A 15787-nucleotide genomic window follows, 5' to 3' on the forward strand; every position below is an offset into this window, starting at 1 on the left:
CAATCTGGGCATCAAATGTGTGATCGGGCCTGACGTTCAAATGAATGATGTCTTACTTCTCTGTCTCGTCGTTCTCGGCCTTGTGTCGATGGGTTCATATATCTATTTGCGACTTGTCACAAACAGTCGTCCTCACTCCAACAATACTCCTGTTGCCTCTGAAAGTTTGCACCGCTTGGTCGCTATAAATGAAAGGCACCTTCGGATACTCGTTCCCCTAATTATTGACTTAGAGAAGGTTCGATCCGATCTGAGGTTTGACGAACAATTTAAAGTGGCCATGGGGGCCAAGGCGGGTCTTGTTGCAATCGCCGAGATCAACAAACGATTAAAAGAAAACACGGCGCCAATGACTGTCAGTGAGTTCGAGCATCATCGCGATAGCTGCAAGCGTGTCGTGATAAGCATGTATGAGGCATTGAAGACCATACATGGCGAGCATCGCGCAACACAGTTGATTTCGGATTCAAGAATATTAGAAAAGCTGGAATAAGGACGGGCCGACCTCACAAGCTGCAATATCAACGGAAGTATACGCACCATTCCTGTCCCTTATGACCCGCCTAAAGCGGGTCATGACGATTTAGGGGAATGGGAGAGACAAACCGCCCCTTTGACACCCCCTCACGCCCCGCCGCATGATGCGGCCAAGCCTGACACAAGAAACCCGAGGAGCTCACCCATGAGCCTGTCCAACGCCGCCGTTCGCGATATCGAGACCCTGATCCATCCCTACACCAATCTCGACAGCTTCCGCGAAACAGGCCCGATGATCATCGAGCGCGGCGAGGGCATCTATGTCTTCGACAATGGCGGCAACAAATATATCGAAGGGCTTTCCGGTCTCTGGTGCACCTCGCTCGGCTATAACGAGCAGGAGCTGATCGACGCGGCGATGGAGCAGTTCCGCCAGATCCCCTTCACGCATACATTCGGCGGCAAGAGCCATGAGCGCGCGGCGGAAGCGGCCGAGCGTCTCAAGGCCATCGCGCCGCATGCGGCTTCCAAGGTTCTCTTCTGCGGCTCGGGCTCGGAGGCGAACGACCAGCAGGTGAAGCTCGTCTGGTATTACAACAACGCGCTCGGCCGCCCGAACAAGAAGAAGATCATCGCGCGCCAGCGCGGCTATCACGGCGTCACCGTCGCGTCCGGATCGCTCACCGGGCTTCCCGCCAATCACCGCGACTTCGACCTGCCGATCGCGGGCATGCTCCACACCGACTGCCCGCACTACTACCGCTATGCGGAGCCGGGCGAAACGGAAGACGAATTCACGACGCGGCTTGCGAAGAACCTCGAGGACATGATCCTCCGCGAAGACCCCGACACCGTCGCCGCCTTCATCGCCGAGCCGATCATGGGTGCCGGTGGTGTCGTCATTCCGCCCGCCGGCTATTTCGAGAAGATCCAGGCGGTGCTGAAGAAATACGACATCTACTTCATCGCCGACGAAGTCATCTGCGGCTTCGCGCGCACGGGCAACATGTTCGGGTCGCAGACCTTCAACATGAAGCCGGACTCGGTCTCCGTCGCCAAGGCGCTGTCGTCGGCCTATTTCCCCATCGCCGCCGTCACGGTCGGCGAGGAGATGTATCAGGCGATGATCGACGAGAGCAAAAAGATCGGCACCTTCGGCCACGGCTTCACCTACACAGCGCATCCGGTCGGCGCCGCCATCGCCGCGAAGACGCTGGAGATTTACGAGAAGCGCAACATCGTCGGCCATGTGCGCTCCCTTGCGCCCCGCTTCGAGGGCCATGTCGAGCGCCTCGCCGAACATCCCCTCGTCGGCCACGCCCGCGCCAAGGGGCTTCTCGGCGCCATCGAACTCGTCGCCGACAAATCCTCCAAGCGCGCCTTCGACGCGAAGGCCGGCATCGGCGCCGCCGTCGTCGCCGCCGCGCAGCGCCACGGTCTCATCGTCCGCGCGCTTGCGGGCGACATCGTCGCCTTCTGCCCGCCGCTCATCATCGCCGCCGAACAGATCGACGACATGTTCGCCGCCGTCCACAAGGCGCTCGACGAGGTGGAGGCCCAGGTAACGAAGGAAGGGCTGCGCGCCGCCTGATGCCCGAACTTCGTTATCAGCTCACCTTCGAGGGCACCGTCTCGCCCGAAGACGAGATGGGAAGCCGCATGAACATCCTGTCCGTCGCAGCCATTCCGCCGGGGCTCGATGCCGCGCTCACGCAAGGCGGCCGCAGCGCGACGCTCAGCGCCACGGTCGAGACGGACGATTACGGCGGCTTCACCGAGACGGGCGAGATTTCCTTCGGTGCCGGCGCGATCCGCTATTCGACGCGCGGCGAAGGCTTCATCGAGGACACGGAAGAAGAAGACATCCAGCAAGGTTGCGTCATCCGCCAGGTCGATGGCGGCAGCGGCATCTTCGAGAATGCAACCGGCTACATCGTCTCGACATTCACGGTCAGCGAAGACGCCGTCATCCGCGACAGCCAGAGCGCGGTGATCTTCACGATGTGAAGGGGGGTGCCCTTTTCTTACTTACTTTGTCATGCCCGGGCTTGACCCGGGCATCCAGAAGCCGCCGCAAGCGGCGTCACTCTTCACACGACTCTTCAAGCCGCACACAAAGGGATTCTTGCGCAGAGAGACGGCGCGTTCCGCGTCTACTGGATTGCCGGGTCAAGCCCGGCAATGACGAAACTAAAGAGAAAGCCCCACCACGCCCCTTAAACGTGCTGCCCGCCGTTGATCTGAATCTCTGCGCCGTTGACGTAGCTCGACTGATCCGTGCACAGAAAATAGATGGTGCGGGCGACTTCTTCCGGCGTGCCGAGGCGCTGCATCGGGATTTCCGCGACGATCTTGTCGGTTCCCGGCGACAATATCGCCGTGTCGATCTCGCCCGGCGCGATGGCGTTCACGCGGACGCCGAGGCGGCCGAATTCCGAGGCCATTTCCCGCGTCAACGCCGCAAGCGCCGCCTTCGAGGTCGCGTAGGCGGAGCCTGCGAAAGGATGCACGCGCACGCCCGCAATCGAGGTCACGTTCACGACCGAGCCTTGCGCCTTCTTCAGCTCCTCCACGAGCCCGCGCGCCAGCATCACCGGCGCGAAGAAATTGACCTGAAAGACCTGGGTCCAGGTGGCGACTTCCGTATCGAAAACGCCGAGGCGCGAGCCGCCCGGCCCCTTGGGCGAGATCGCCGCGTTGTTCACAAGTGCGTGAAGCCGCCCGCCCTGATCCTTCAGCCGCTCGCGCATTTCGGCGATGGCGGCTTCCGTGTTCTTCACATCGGCAAGATCGACCTGGATGTGATCCTCCGGGCCCGCCTCCCAAGGACAGTCCTCGGGAAAGGGATGGCGCGAACAGGTAATCACGCGCCAGCCCGCGCTCGAAAAGCGCTTCACGGTCGCATGGCCGATGCCCCGGCTCGCGCCGGTCAGGATCAGCGTCTTGCGCTTGGCATTGTCGTTCTGTGTCATGGGCGCAATCTAGAGGAAGGCGCGGGTGCGCGCCAGCGATGGCGCATCGCTAAACAAATATGTCACCCCCGGGCTTGACCCGGGGGTCCAGAACGGCAGTCGCCGGGCAAGCGGCCCCTGGATGCCCGGATCAAGTCCGGGCATGACACTATTGGTTTTGATTGAGGACCATTTTCAGCGCCCCCGCCAGCGCCTGCTCCGGCGCGCCGGACGCATCGACCTTCTTCCAGGTCATCTCGCCGAGATCGTAGCCAAGCTGCTGCTTCAGCACGGCGACGCCCGCATCCGAGGGATCGCGGCCCTGCCGTTCGCGCGCCGCGACGCGCGCTTCGAGCACGGATGCGGGTGCATCGAGCCAGAGCCCGTCGAAGGGCGCGCCCGACGCCGAGGCAAGCTCCGCCACCGCGCGGCGCTCCTCTTCCGTCGCGAACACAGCATCCGCCACCACGCTCATGCCCGCATCGAGCGCGAGCGTCGCGAGCCGCATCATCTCCGCATAAACCCTTTCGCCCGCGTCGCGCGCATAGGCTTCATCCGGCAGCCGGTCGAGCGGCCCCACGCCGAAGAGCCTCTTGCGGATCGTGTCCGTCCGCAGATGCACCGCGCCTACGGTGCCGCCGATGGTCCCTGCGAGTTGCTTCGCCAGCGTCGACTTTCCGGTGCCTGACAATCCGCCCACAGCGACAAGCCTCACCGGACAAGGCTTCAACGCGCGGCCGGCAAAATCGAGATAGGCGCGCGCGAGATCGCGCTTCCCGTCGTTCCCGCCCTTTGCCTGCACCGCCGTCACCTTGGCGCGGACCACGGCGCGCATGGAAACGAAGAGCGGCAGCAGCGCAAGGCCCCGTGTCGCGGCGTCGATTTCCACCATCGTCAGATGATCGAGATAGACATTGAGCGCGCGGTTCGCAAAGCCGCGGAGCCGCTCGTCGCGTTCACCGCGAAAGGCAAGGTCCATCAGCAGGAAGGCGAGATCGTAGAGAGTGTCGATGCGCGCGATATGGTCGCTGAACTCCACGCAGTCGAAGATGACGGGCTTGCCATCGATTTGCGTCACATTGCCGAGGTGAAGGTCGCCGTGGCAATGGCGGACCCAGCCCTGCTCGCGCCTCTCGTCCAGCAGCGCGCAGTGACGCGAAATCAGCGCGCGGCTCTTTGCCGTCACGTCCCGCGCCTCGTCCGCATCGAGCACGGGCCCGACAATCTCCTTCATATCCTCTTCGCTGCCCGCGACGATCTTCGCTGTTCCCTCCGCGCCGCCGAAGTCGCGCCGCACCTCGGCCCTGCGGTGAAACGCGGCGACCTCCGCCGCCAGCTCTTCCACGAGCGGAAGCTTCAATCCGCCGCTGCCGGCCAGCGTTGCCAGAAGCCCCTCGTCGCCGAAGCGTTTCATCTCCACGAGATATTCGGCGATCTCGCCTTCATCGCCGCCAAGGCGGAAGCCGCGTCCCACGCGCCACACCGGCACGACCCCCAGATAGATGTCCGGCGCGGTGCGGCGGTTCAGCTCCACCTCGCGGTCGCAGGCCGCCTTCCGTTTCTCGAGCGTCGAAAAATCCAGGAAGGTGAACCTCACGGGCCTTTTCATCTTGTAGGCGCGCGCGCCTGCCAGAAACACATGCGAGGCATGCGTGTCGATGCGCCTTATCTCGTCGCGCGCGTCGAGGCCGTAGGCTTCCGGCTTCGCAAGGAAGTCGAGCAGCGCGGCATTCTCGGGCAAGCCGGTCAAACGATGCGTCCGTTCACGTGCGCTGCAGGCGGGTCAGCTTCTCGATGCCTGCCGGGTCCTGGTGGATGATGACCTCGGCACCGGGAAAAGCCGTCATCACTTCGTTCTCCACCTCATCCGAAATCCGGTGCGCCTCCATCAGCGAAATCTTGCCGTCCAGTTCGAGATGGAACTGGATGAAGCTGTAGATGCCGGAGGTGCGCGTCCTCAGTTCGTGCAGGCTCACGACCTCGGGGTGCTGGCGCGCGATATCCTTGATGCGCTCGCGATCCTCTTCGGAGAACTCGCGGTCCATGAGCTGGTCGAAGGCGTTGATCACGATTTTCGCCGCGCTCCAGGCAATGAGCGCCGCGATCACGATGCCGAAGGCGGGGTCGGCCCAGTGAAAGCCGAGATAGCCGGAGAGCACGAGCGCGGCGATCACGGACAGGTTCATGAACAGGTCGCCGCGATAGTGGATCGAGTCCGCTTCGATGGCGAGCGAACGCGTTTGGCTGACCACATGGCGCTGATAGGCGACGAGGGCGAGCGTCAGCACGATCGCGACAACAACGACGGCGATGCCCGAACCCGAATAGGCGACAGGCTGCGGGTCGAGGAACCGCCTCACCGCTTCGAAGACGATGTAGGCGGCCGATCCGAAAATGAAGATCGACTGGCCGAGCCCCGCCAGCGCCTCCGCCTTGCCATGACCGAAGCGGTGTTCCCGGTCGGCGGGCGCGAGCGAGGCCCGCACCGCGAAGAGGTTGAGGAGCGAGGCCGCGCCATCGAGCAGCGAGTCGGTGAGCGTGCCGAGCATCGCGATCGAGCCGGTGAACCAGAAGACTGTCCCCTTCAGCGCGATCAGAATGACCGCGACCGCGACGGCGGCGAGTGTCGCGCGCCGCATCAGCCGTTCATATTCCGGCGCGACGTTCTCGGGCGCGTTTCCGGGGATATCTTTTTTCGCAGTCTCGGCGGCGCTCATGCGTCGGTCCATGACCCGTGGGATTTGTGACAGTTCGATGACATTTCAATGACAGTCAGGGGTAGAGCTTCTCGGTTTGCCACCGGTCTGCGGGAGATTCCCGTTTGAAAACAAGGCGGTCGTGCAATCTGAAGGGCCTGTCGCGCCAGAATTCGATGCGTCGCGGCTCGATACGAAAACCGCTCCAGTGAGGTGGTCTCGGAATCTGGCCCAAGCCGAATTTTGCTACAAAAACAGCGACTTGCTTCTCCAGTTCAAAACGCCCCTCCAGCGGCCGCGACTGCTTCGAAGCCCAGGCACCGATCTGACTGTCGCGGGCGCGGGTGGCAAAATAGGCATCCGCCTCGATGTCGGAAACACGGGTCACGGTGCCGCGCACACGGACCTGACGGCGCAGGCTCTTCCAGTGGAAGCACAGGGCAGCACTCGGATTTTCCTTTAATTCCAATCCCTTGATGCTTTCGAGATTGGTATAGAAAACGAAGCCCTGCTCGTCCACGTCCTTCAGCAGCACCATACGGACGTCGGGAAAGCCATCCGCATCCGCCGTCGCCAGCGCGACCGCGTTCGCATCCTCGGGTTCCTTCTCGCGCGCAAGCTTCATCCATTCGTGAAACAGCGCAATCGGCTCGTCACCCTCGAATATCCGGCTCTCCTCCGCTTCGGCCACCGTGTCGCTCATAACCTGTCCATCAGACGGAAATGCTTTGAAAAGCGCCATTTTCTGCGCTTTTTGCCGCAGCTCTCCGCTCCATTCTCGCCACAATCTGGCTCCTATATAGGTAAGTCTTATATCGCTTGAGGGCGACCAACGCACAGGATTGATCACCATGAAATTCGTTCAAGGCATAGCCATCGGCGCAATAGCGCTGTCGCTCGCCGCATGTGACCAGAGCATGTATGGCAATGGCGGCGGCATCAACAAACAGACCGTCGGCACCGTCGGTGGTGCGGTGGCAGGCGGCCTCGCCGGTCAGGCGATCGGCAGCGGCACTGGCCGGCTCTGGGCCACCGGCGCCGGCGTCCTTCTCGGCGCCTTGATCGGCAGCGAGATCGGCAAGTCGCTCGACCGCGCCGACCAACAGTATATGGGCCAGACGACTTACAACGCGCTGGAGAGCGGCCCTTCCAATCAGGCCGCCCGCTGGACCAACCCGGACAGCGGAAATTATGGTACGGTGACGCCTTACCCTGCCTATCAGCAGGGCAACTATAACTGCCGGGAATATACGCAGACGATCTATGTAGACGGGCGCAGCGAAACGGCCCGAGGCACCGCCTGCCGGCAGCCGGATGGATCCTGGCAGATTCAGAACTGATCGAAACACCGGGGGTGGACCGATACTCATGCGTTTTCTTTGGTCCACTCTTCGGTCCGGGTTCCTGTTGCCGGCGCTGTTCCTTGCCCTTTTTCCTGCCGCATCCGGGGCAGCGCCCGGCGTTACGGTTCAAGAACAGATTGAAAAAAGCGGCCCGACCAGAGGCGAGCTCAGAGCGCGCTTCGACGAGGGCGTTGCGTCTTACGACAGGGGCGACTACGCCCGCGCCTACGAAATCTGGTTGCCGCTCGCACAGCGCGACGATCTCGCTGCAATGCGCAATGTCGCGCTACTCCTCCGCAAGGGGCGCGGCGTCGAGCGCGACCCGGAGCGCGCGCTCTATTTCTACGAACGCGCCGCACATGGCGGTCTCGTGTCCGCGCAGGTGAACACCGCCTTCATGTATCTCGCTGGCGACGGCGTTCCGCAGGACTACAAGACGGCCTCCTTCTGGTTCCACGCCGCCGCCATCGCGGGCGTTCCGGCCGCCAGGTACAATCTCGGCGTCATGTACGAAAAGGGTCTCGGCGTCGAAAACGATCCCGCCCGGGCCCTCGCCTGGTATGCACTCGCCGCGCAGGTCGGCCATGAACAGGCCCTTCAAAGGTTAATGCAGCTCGTTCCGAGCCTGCCGGGTCCGCCTCCGCCAAGCGGTGCCGATGCCGCACCTTCTGTGACCGCGCCGCCTCCGCCGCCAGCCGAACTGGACTACCTCGATCACGAGGCGCCTTAACTAATTTGTATGGGGCCTGCCCTAACCTGCTCTCTCCATCAGGTCAGGGAGTGGCGCCTTTGCGCGATCCTTACGAAGTCCTGGGCGTGGGCCCCGGCGCGAGCAACGCGGATATCAAGGCTGCCTATCGCCGGCTCGCGAAGGAACTCCATCCCGATGCGCGCGGCGGTTCGCCCAAGCTCCCTGCGCGCTTCCAGGAGGTGACGGCCGCCTATAATCAGCTCAAGGACGAGGCGGCGCGCCGCCGTTTCGAAGCCGAACGCCTGAGCCAAACCATGCGCCGGCAGCCAGCATTCGAGGAAACCGCCGCCCCGTCCGCCACCACGGACCATGCGGCAGATGACGTGTTCTCGGAACTTTTCGAGGGCATCAAGAATGCAGGCAAACGTGTCTTCCGCGCGCGCGGCGAAGATCAGACCTATCGCCTCTCGGTCGATTTCCTGGAAGCGGCAAATGGCGCGCGAAAGCGCGTGAAGCTCGCGAGCGGGCGAACCATGGAAATCACCGTCCCGCCCGGGATCAAGGACGGCGCCCGTATCAAGATGCGCGGTCAGGGCGGCGACGGCCATGGCGGCGCGGCGGCTGGAGACGCAATTGTCGTCGTTGAGGTCGGGCCGCATTCTCACTTCGTCCGGGAAGGCGCGAATATCCACCTCACCCTCCCGGTGACGCTGCCCGAAGCCGTGCTCGGAGCAAAAGTCGAGGTTCCGACGGTCTCGGGGCCCGTATCGCTCACGATCCCCGCCGGTTCCAATTCGGGAACACGGCTCCGGCTCAAAGGCCGAGGCCTGCCCGAAGAAGATGGAGCGGCACGGGGGGACCAGTACGTTACCCTCTCTATTGCCCTCCCGGACGCTCCAGACAACGCTCTGCGGGACTTTGCGGCAAGCTGGAGCCAGAGTCTCAAACACAATCCCCGCAAGGGTTTTTCGTAAGACCGGCCGACACGAATCGACACGATTCGTGAAGGAAGCCCATCCTCGAAACCCGGCTTTTTTGTTAGACCCCTAGGACCTTTTGTGTAGGATGCGGCTCGATTTTCGGCCAAGACAGTTCATGGGGAAACGATGAGCGAAGCCATCACCAGCACGAGCCCGGTCGTGACGGGCAGCCTGATGAAGGGCAAGCGCGGCCTCATCATGGGCGTCGCGAATAATCGTTCAATCGCCTGGGGCATAGCCAAGGCCTGCGCCGACCACGGCGCGGAAATCGCGTTCACCTATCAGGGCGAAGCGCTGCAGAAGCGCGTCATCCCGCTTGCGGAATCCGTCGGCTCGAAGCTCGTGCTACCCTGCGACGTCACCGATGCGGCCAGCATGGACGCGCTCTTCGAACGCCTCGCGAAGGAATGGGGCAAGATCGATTTCTTCGTTCACGCCATCGCCTATTCGAACAAGGACGAGCTCGACGGGCGCTACCTCGATACGACGCTCGACAACTTCACCGCCACCATGGCCATCTCCTGCTACTCGTTTGCCGCGCTCTGCCAGCGCGTCGAGAAGCTGATGACGGATGGCGGATCGATCGTCACCCTCACCTATTACGGTTCGGAAAAAGTTATCCCGCACTACAACGTGATGGGCGTAGCAAAGGCGGCCCTTGAAGCGAGTGTGCGCTACCTCGCGGTCGACATGGGACGGAACAAAATCCGCGTCAATGCCGTGTCAGCCGGTCCAATCAAGACGCTTGCCGCGTCGGGCATCGGAGACTTCCGCTATATCCTCAAGTGGAATGAGCTCAACTCGCCCCTGAAGCGCACCGTCACGATCGAGGAAGTGGGCAACACCGCGCTTTACCTCCTTTCCGATCTCGGTTCGGGGGTCACCGGCGAGGTGCACCACGTCGATGCCGGCTACCACGTCGTCGGCATGAAGGCGGAAGATGCACCCGACATGAGCATCGTCTGACGATTTCCTGTATCGTTTCCCGCAATTGGGGCCCGCCGGGTCATGTGTATGAGGGAGGTCCTCCGGGACCAGACTGACAGCCATGTCGCACAACACGTTCGGCCATCTGTTCCGCGTCACGACCTGGGGTGAAAGCCACGGGCCGGCGCTTGGCTGCGTGGTCGACGGTGCGCCGCCGCGCATCCCGCTCAAGGCCGAGGATATCCAGCGCTGGCTCGACCGCCGCCGCCCCGGCCAGTCGCGTTTCACGACGCAGCGGCGCGAACCGGATGCGGTCAAGATTCTCTCCGGCACTTTCGTGGAAGATGGCGTGGAACTTACCACTGGCACGCCGATCTCGCTGATGATCGAGAATGTCGACCAGCGCTCGAAAGACTACGGGGACATCGTCGAGAAGTTCCGTCCGGGTCACGCCGACTTCACCTATTTTTCGAAATACGGCATTCGCGATCATCGCGGCGGCGGGCGCTCCTCCGCGCGCGAAACGGCGGCGCGCGTCGCGGCGGCGGGCGTTGCCCGCGCCATGCTTCCGGGCATCACCATTCGCGGCGCTCTCGTGCAGATGGGACCGCACAAGATCAACCGCGCGAATTGGGACTGGGAGGAGACGGAAAACAATCCCTTCTGGTGTCCGGACGCGAAAGCCGCTGCGCATTGGGAAACCTATCTCGACGGCGTGCGCAAGAACGGTTCGTCCTGCGGCGCGGTGATAGAGGTCGTTGCCTCGGGCGTGCCCGTGGGCCTCGGCGCGCCGATCTATGGCAAGCTCGATGGCGATCTCGCGGCCGCGATGATGAGCATCAATGCGGTGAAAGGCGTCGAGATCGGCGAAGGCTTTGCCGCCGCCGCCCTTTCCGGCGAGGAGAATGCCGACGAAATGGAGTCCACCAATCATGGGCTCGCCTTCTCCTCCAACCATGCAGGCGGCATTCTCGGCGGGATATCCACGGGTCAGGACGTCGTGGTGCGCTTTGCCGTGAAGCCGACATCGTCGATCCTCGCGCCCCGCAAAACCGTGACAAAGAGCGGTGAGGCGACGGAGATCGTGACAAAGGGCCGGCATGATCCTTGTGTCGGCATTCGTGCGGTGCCTGTCGGCGAGGCCATGATGGCCTGCGTGCTCGCGGACCACTTGCTCCGCCACCGGGCGCAGGTCGGAGAACGGCGGAACGATGAGTGAAGCCGGGGACAATTCGTCCGGGGGCGCTGTTTTTCTGACCGTGCAATATGCAAGGCAGAAGGGCGAGAGCATCGTTTATAGCGGCGTGCTGATCGCGGGGGCGCTTGTCCTTTTCGGCATGCCGCGCGCGCCGATCCTCGCCCTCATCGCCGCCCTCGTGTCGGCGGGCGTCGCGATCTATCACTGGCCCTATGTCGCGAAGGATCGCAAGGCGTTCGCTGTGACACCGGCGGGGATAAATATCGACCGGCTGGGACTGCTGCCCTGGAATGCGATCGCGGGCGTGGAGATCGTGGACCGCTATGTGCGGATGATCCGCAACGCGGAGTTGCGCATCGCGCTCAAGCGGCCGTTCGACACGGCGGTGGAGAATGCGCCGCAGGTGGGCCCGTTGCGGCGCCATATGTATCGCTGCTGGGGCATGGTCTCGCCGCAGGAAATCTCCGTGAAGCTCTCGACACTCGACACGCCGCCAGAGACCGTCGAAGCGGCGATCCGGCCGCACATCCATCGCAATATCTGACCGGCGCTCAGCCGCGCCGGAATATCCCCACCAGTTCGACATGGGCCGACCAGAGGAACTGGTCGACCGGCGTCACGCAGTCGAGACGGTATCCCCCATCGAGAAGCGTCCGCGCATCGCGCGCGAAAGTCACCGGATTGCACGAGACAGAGGCGACGACGGGCACTTTCGATTTCGCGATTTCCTCCGCCTGCGCCAGTGCGCCCGCGCGCGGCGGATCGATGACGATGGCTTCGAACTTGTTCAGTTCCTCCGCAAGAAGCGGGCGGCGGGCAAGATCGCGGGCCTCGGTGGTCAGGGGCTTCAGGCCGAAGCCGGGTCCGTACATCCGGGCTGCGCGTTCCAAGGCAGCGAGCGCCGGCTTCTCGCCCTCCACCGCGTGAACGGCGGCCGTGCCGGCAAGCGACGCCGAGAAGGTGCCGCAGCCCGCGAACAAGTCCACGACGCGGCGCGCTTCGCCCACACCGGCGCGCACGAGGGCAATGAGCGCTGCCTCGCCTTCCTGTGTCGGCTGAAGAAAACCGCCGACAGGCAGGATGACGCGGAGCCCCGACAGATCGATCTCGGGCGTGCGGCGCTCGGCAACGATCTCGCCGTCCCACGAAAGCCGCGCGACATCGGCCGCCTGCGCATGTCCGCCGAGGTCGGCACGAAGAGGACCGTCGAGCGGTTTGCCTCCGGTGACTGCAACATCGAGCCCGTTCGCCGTCGAAGTGACGAGGACAGAAGCGCGCGTGCGGCGCGAGAGGCCCGGCTGTATGAGTTCACCGAGCCGGGGGATAAACCGCTCGATCTCGGGAACAACCAGCGGGCATTCGGAAAGAAGCACAATGTCGTGGCTGCCGCGCGCATAGTAACCGGCGGTGACGCTTTTCTTCGTGCGCGTGAGCGCGAAGGTCGCGCGGCGGCGACTGTGCGGCGGCGCGGCGACAAGGGGTTCAACCTCCGTCTCGATACCCCGCGCCTTCAGCGCGACGGCGACCTGCTCTCTTTTCCATGCGGCATAGGCGGTTGGCGCCATGTGCTGAAGCGTACATCCGCCACAGCGCGTGAAATGCGAGCAAGGAGGCGAAACGCGCTCCGGTGAAGGCTCGAGCACCTTCGACAAGGAAGCGCGGCCGCCCTCCTCCCGCGCGATGCGCACCCGTTCGCCCGGCAATACGTAAGGCACGTAGATTGTTTCGCCGTCGACTTCGGCGATGCCGTCCGCCTGTGCGCCGAGCGAGAGGACAGTGGTTTCGATGTCAGTCATTTTTCTCCGCCGCGATCAGGAATTCGCGGTTGCCATCGCCGCCTTCAATGGGGCTTTGCGTGAGCCCGAGAACCCGCCAGCCCATATCATCCGAAAGCCAGCGCGAGATATCCCCGCATATGCGCTCGTGCAGTGCCGGATCGCGCACAATACCGCCTTTTCCCACATTTTCGGGCCCGGCCTCGAATTGCGGCTTGATAAGCGCGACAAGGACCGCGCGCTTCTCAGCCAATGCGAGCGCGGGAGGCAAAGCCTTCTGCAAGCCGATGAAGCTCAAATCTGCGACGAGAAAGGACACCTGTTCGGGGATGTCCCGGCGCGTCAAATCCCGCGCGTTCAGGCCTTCGAGCGAGCGCACGCGCGCGTCGCTTTCGATTTCCTTCGCAAGCTGGCCGTGGCCGACATCGACGGCAACTACGAAAGCAGCGCCGCGTTCCAGCAGAACCTGAGTGAACCCGCCCGTGGAGGCGCCGAGATCGAGGCAGACCTTCCCCGAGGGATCGAGACCGAAAACGTCGAGCGCATGAAGGAGTTTCAGTGCGCCGCGCGAGACATAGGTTTTCTCCGGTGCGTCGAACTCGATTTCATCGGCGGCGCTCACCATGTCGGAGGGCTTCGATGCGACTTGTCCCCGGAGACGGACCTGACCGGCCTTGATCGCCGCCTGCGCACGGGCACGGGTGGAGACGAGGCCCAGCTCGACCAGCGCGAGGTCGAGACGCGTTTTTCCGTTTTGCATACAGTGGCTCAGACGAGCTTCGGCAGCGGCTGCGGCGCAAGCTCGCGCAGATCGGCAAACTGCCGCTCCAGACCGAGCGCGGCAACCGCCGTCTCGGCGATCTGCGCGGCGTTGAGCCCTGCAATGTCATACATCTTCTCGGGCTTGTCCTGGTCGATGAAGATGTCGGGCAGCGCCATGGGCCTGATCTTGAGACCACGGTCGAGCAAGCCGGAGCGGGCGAGGAAATCGAGCACGTGGCTGCCGAAACCGCCGATGGATCCTTCTTCGACCGTTATCAGCACCTCATGACCGATGGCGAGGCGCGCAATGAGGTCTTCGTCCAGCGGCTTTGCGAAGCGCGCATCGGCAACCGTGGTCGAAAGACCAAGCGCGTTCAGATGGTCGGCTGCCTTCAGCGCCTCGGCAAGCCTCGTTCCAAGCGAGAGGATCGCGACTTTCGTGCCTTCGCGGAGAATACGTCCCTTGCCGATTTCGAGCGGCGTGCCGATGACGGGCATTTCGACGCCGATGCCTTCGCCCCGGGGATAACGGAGCGACGAGGGCCGGTCGTCGATGGCGACGGCGGTCGCCACCATGTGCTTCAGTTCCGCCTCGTCCGCCGCCGCCATGACGACGAAGCCGGGCAGGCAGGCGAGATAGGTCACGTCGAAGGACCCCGCATGGGTCGGGCCGTCGGCGCCGACGAGCCCCGCGCGATCGATCGCAAATCGCACGGGCAGGCGCTGGATTGCGACATCGTGGACCACCTGATCGTAAGCGCGCTGAAGGAAGGTCGAATAGATGGCTGTGAAGGGCTTGAACCCTTCGGCGGCGAGGCCCGCCGCAAAGGTCACGCCGTGCTGCTCGGCTATGCCGACATCGAAAGTGCGGGCGGGAAACCGCTCGCCGAAGAGATCGAGGCCGGTGCCCGACGGCATCGCAGCCGTGATGGCGACGATCCTGTCGTCCTGTTCGGCATGCGCAACCAGGCTTTCGGCGAAAACCTTGGTGTAGCTCGGTGCATTCGCCTTCGCCTTTGCCTGCGCGCCGGTGACGACATCGAATTTCGAGACGCCGTGGTACTTGTCCTCGGCGGCTTCGGCAGGCGCGTAGCCCTTGCCCTTCTGCGTCACGACATGAACGAGGATCGGCCCTTCGCCTGCGTCGCGAACATTCTTCAGCACCGGGAGCAGATGATCGAGGTTATGCCCGTCTATCGGGCCAACATAATAGAGGCCCAGTTCCTCGAAAAGCGTGCCGCCCATCGCCATGCCGCGCGCATATTCCTCGGCACGGCGGGCGCTTTCCTCGAGACGCTTCGGCAGCAGCTTCGCCAGCTGCTTGCCGAGATGGCGCATGGATCGATAGGTGCCGCCGGAAAGAAGGCGCGCGAGATAGGCGCTCATGGCGCCGACAGGCGGCGCGATCGACATGTCGTTGTCGTTCAGAATGATGATGAGGCGGCTGTCCATGGAGCCGGCATTGTTCATCGCCTCATAGGCCATTCCGGCGGACATCGCGCCGTCGCCAATCACGGCGACGACGTTGTTGTTCCCACCCTTGAGGTCGCGGGCGACGGCCATGCCGAGGCCCGAGGAGATCGAAGTCGAGGAATGGGCAGCGCCGAACGGGTCGTACTCGCTTTCGGCGCGCTTGGTGAAGCCGGAAAGTCCGCCGGCCTGGCGCAGCGTGCGGATACGGTCGCGGCGACCGGTCAGAATCTTGTGCGGATAGGCCTGATGGCCGACATCCCAGATGATGCGGTCTTCCGGCGTATTGAAGACGTAGTGCAGCGCCACGGTGAGCTCGACCACGCCGAGACCCGCGCCCAGATGGCCGCCGGTCTGCGAGACGGCGTCGATCACTTCCGCGCGCAGCTCGTCCGCAAGCTGCCTCAGCTCGCTTTCAGCGAGCATGCGGAGATCCGCCGGGTTTTTCACCCGGTCAAGCAATGGGGTAGCTGAATCGCTGCTCAACACTCACCTCGGCCGGCATGGGCCCGATATG

The 15787-nt window shown here is 63.3% G+C and carries 16 protein-coding genes; 9 read left to right on the top strand and 7 right to left on the bottom strand.

The genetic code is table 11. From position 1 onward, the window contains the following. Window positions 1-19: 19 nt before the first annotated feature. From ACKUUH_RS01785 to ACKUUH_RS01795, 3 genes are all read left to right on the top strand, one after another. Window positions 20-493 (top strand): hypothetical protein, encoded by a 474-nt coding sequence (locus ACKUUH_RS01785; RefSeq protein ID WP_407948127.1) that lies wholly within the window; start codon window positions 20-22, stop codon window positions 491-493. A 189-nt stretch (window positions 494-682) separates the two neighbouring features. Further along, the gene (locus ACKUUH_RS01790) at window positions 683-2068 is read left to right on the top strand and encodes an aminotransferase (RefSeq protein ID WP_407948128.1); all 1386 of its coding nucleotides are present in this window, start codon (window positions 683-685) and stop codon (window positions 2066-2068) included. Beyond that, a complete protein-coding gene (locus ACKUUH_RS01795; protein WP_407948129.1) occupies window positions 2068-2484 on the top strand; it encodes a hypothetical protein in 417 nt (138 codons plus the stop codon). Before ACKUUH_RS01790 ends, ACKUUH_RS01795 begins: the two co-directional genes overlap by 1 nt. A 209-nt stretch (window positions 2485-2693) precedes the next feature. Here the strand turns inward: ACKUUH_RS01795 and ACKUUH_RS01800 are convergent, their stop codons facing one another. From ACKUUH_RS01800 to pdxH, 4 genes are all read right to left on the bottom strand, one after another. Then, on the bottom strand, window positions 2694-3449 hold the full coding sequence (locus ACKUUH_RS01800; RefSeq protein WP_407948130.1) for an SDR family NAD(P)-dependent oxidoreductase: 756 nt from the start codon (window positions 3447-3449) through the stop codon (window positions 2694-2696). 148 nt (window positions 3450-3597) lie between these two features. Next, complete coding sequence (locus ACKUUH_RS01805; protein ID WP_407948131.1) at window positions 3598-5178, bottom strand: AAA family ATPase; 1581 nt, start codon at window positions 5176-5178, stop codon at window positions 3598-3600. A gap of 13 nt (window positions 5179-5191) precedes the next feature. Continuing rightward, entirely contained in the window at window positions 5192-6145 is a 954-nt protein-coding gene (locus tag ACKUUH_RS01810) for a cation diffusion facilitator family transporter (protein ID WP_407948132.1), read from the bottom strand. Window positions 6146-6200: 55 nt separating this feature from the next. Next, window positions 6201-6827, bottom strand: coding sequence for a pyridoxamine 5'-phosphate oxidase (gene pdxH, locus ACKUUH_RS01815; RefSeq protein ID WP_407948133.1), 627 nt, complete (start codon window positions 6825-6827; stop codon window positions 6201-6203). Window positions 6828-6975: 148 nt separating this feature from the next. Here pdxH and ACKUUH_RS01820 point away from each other — a divergent pair, with 148 nt between their 5' ends. The 6 genes from ACKUUH_RS01820 to ACKUUH_RS01845 all read left to right on the top strand — a co-directional run bounded on the left by ACKUUH_RS01820 (window position 6976) and on the right by ACKUUH_RS01845 (window position 11807). Further along, window positions 6976-7464: an RT0821/Lpp0805 family surface protein gene (locus tag ACKUUH_RS01820; protein WP_407948134.1), complete on the top strand. Its 489-nt coding sequence runs from the start codon at window positions 6976-6978 to the stop codon at window positions 7462-7464. 28 nt (window positions 7465-7492) lie between these two features. Then, window positions 7493-8197, top strand: coding sequence for a tetratricopeptide repeat protein (locus tag ACKUUH_RS01825; protein WP_407948135.1), 705 nt, complete (start codon window positions 7493-7495; stop codon window positions 8195-8197). Window positions 8198-8256: 59 nt separating this feature from the next. Beyond that, complete coding sequence (locus ACKUUH_RS01830) at window positions 8257-9132, top strand: DnaJ C-terminal domain-containing protein (protein ID WP_407948136.1); 876 nt, start codon at window positions 8257-8259, stop codon at window positions 9130-9132. A 132-nt stretch (window positions 9133-9264) separates the two neighbouring features. Beyond that, window positions 9265-10104: an enoyl-ACP reductase FabI gene (gene fabI, locus ACKUUH_RS01835; RefSeq protein ID WP_407948137.1), complete on the top strand. Its 840-nt coding sequence runs from the start codon at window positions 9265-9267 to the stop codon at window positions 10102-10104. Window positions 10105-10186: 82 nt separating this feature from the next. After that, the gene (gene aroC, locus ACKUUH_RS01840) at window positions 10187-11284 is read left to right on the top strand and encodes a chorismate synthase (RefSeq protein WP_407948138.1); all 1098 of its coding nucleotides are present in this window, start codon (window positions 10187-10189) and stop codon (window positions 11282-11284) included. After that, complete coding sequence (locus tag ACKUUH_RS01845; RefSeq protein WP_407948139.1) at window positions 11277-11807, top strand: hypothetical protein; 531 nt, start codon at window positions 11277-11279, stop codon at window positions 11805-11807. Before aroC ends, ACKUUH_RS01845 begins: the two co-directional genes overlap by 8 nt. Before the next feature lie 7 nt (window positions 11808-11814). On the opposite strand, the gene ACKUUH_RS01850 is transcribed toward ACKUUH_RS01845, so the two are convergent. From ACKUUH_RS01850 to dxs, 3 genes are read right to left on the bottom strand one after another with little or no spacing between them, the layout of a single operon-like run. Continuing rightward, window positions 11815-13059, bottom strand: coding sequence for a class I SAM-dependent RNA methyltransferase (locus tag ACKUUH_RS01850; protein WP_407948140.1), 1245 nt, complete (start codon window positions 13057-13059; stop codon window positions 11815-11817). After that, window positions 13052-13798: a TlyA family RNA methyltransferase gene (locus ACKUUH_RS01855; RefSeq protein ID WP_407948141.1), complete on the bottom strand. Its 747-nt coding sequence runs from the start codon at window positions 13796-13798 to the stop codon at window positions 13052-13054. Before ACKUUH_RS01855 ends, ACKUUH_RS01850 begins: the two co-directional genes overlap by 8 nt. A gap of 8 nt (window positions 13799-13806) precedes the next feature. Continuing rightward, window positions 13807-15756, bottom strand: a complete 1950-nt coding sequence (gene dxs, locus ACKUUH_RS01860) for a 1-deoxy-D-xylulose-5-phosphate synthase (RefSeq protein ID WP_407948142.1) — start codon at window positions 15754-15756, stop codon at window positions 13807-13809. Window positions 15757-15787: the final 31 nt, after the last annotated feature.

Origin of the sequence: Parvibaculum sp. (genome assembly GCF_045863935.1) — a bacterium.
Taxonomy (GTDB): domain Bacteria; phylum Pseudomonadota; class Alphaproteobacteria; order Parvibaculales; family Parvibaculaceae; genus Parvibaculum.

Excerpts from the sequence above, each read along its gene's own strand:
- ACKUUH_RS01820 (WP_407948134.1), top strand. The coding sequence starts at position 6,976 with ATGAAATTCGTTCAAGGCATAGCCATCGGCGCAATAGCGCTGTCGCTC.
- ACKUUH_RS01800 (WP_407948130.1), bottom strand. The coding sequence starts at position 3,449 with ATGACACAGAACGACAATGCCAAGCGCAAGACGCTGATCCTGACCGGC.
- ACKUUH_RS01810 (WP_407948132.1), bottom strand. The coding sequence starts at position 6,145 with ATGAGCGCCGCCGAGACTGCGAAAAAAGATATCCCCGGAAACGCGCCC.
- ACKUUH_RS01825 (WP_407948135.1), top strand. The coding sequence starts at position 7,493 with ATGCGTTTTCTTTGGTCCACTCTTCGGTCCGGGTTCCTGTTGCCGGCG.
- fabI (WP_407948137.1), top strand. The coding sequence starts at position 9,265 with ATGAGCGAAGCCATCACCAGCACGAGCCCGGTCGTGACGGGCAGCCTG.
- aroC (WP_407948138.1), top strand. The coding sequence starts at position 10,187 with ATGTCGCACAACACGTTCGGCCATCTGTTCCGCGTCACGACCTGGGGT.
- pdxH (WP_407948133.1), bottom strand. The coding sequence starts at position 6,827 with ATGAGCGACACGGTGGCCGAAGCGGAGGAGAGCCGGATATTCGAGGGT.
- ACKUUH_RS01855 (WP_407948141.1), bottom strand. The coding sequence starts at position 13,798 with ATGCAAAACGGAAAAACGCGTCTCGACCTCGCGCTGGTCGAGCTGGGC.
- ACKUUH_RS01845 (WP_407948139.1), top strand. The coding sequence starts at position 11,277 with ATGAGTGAAGCCGGGGACAATTCGTCCGGGGGCGCTGTTTTTCTGACC.
- ACKUUH_RS01850 (WP_407948140.1), bottom strand. The coding sequence starts at position 13,059 with ATGACTGACATCGAAACCACTGTCCTCTCGCTCGGCGCACAGGCGGAC.
- ACKUUH_RS01790 (WP_407948128.1), top strand. The coding sequence starts at position 683 with ATGAGCCTGTCCAACGCCGCCGTTCGCGATATCGAGACCCTGATCCAT.
- ACKUUH_RS01795 (WP_407948129.1), top strand. The coding sequence starts at position 2,068 with ATGCCCGAACTTCGTTATCAGCTCACCTTCGAGGGCACCGTCTCGCCC.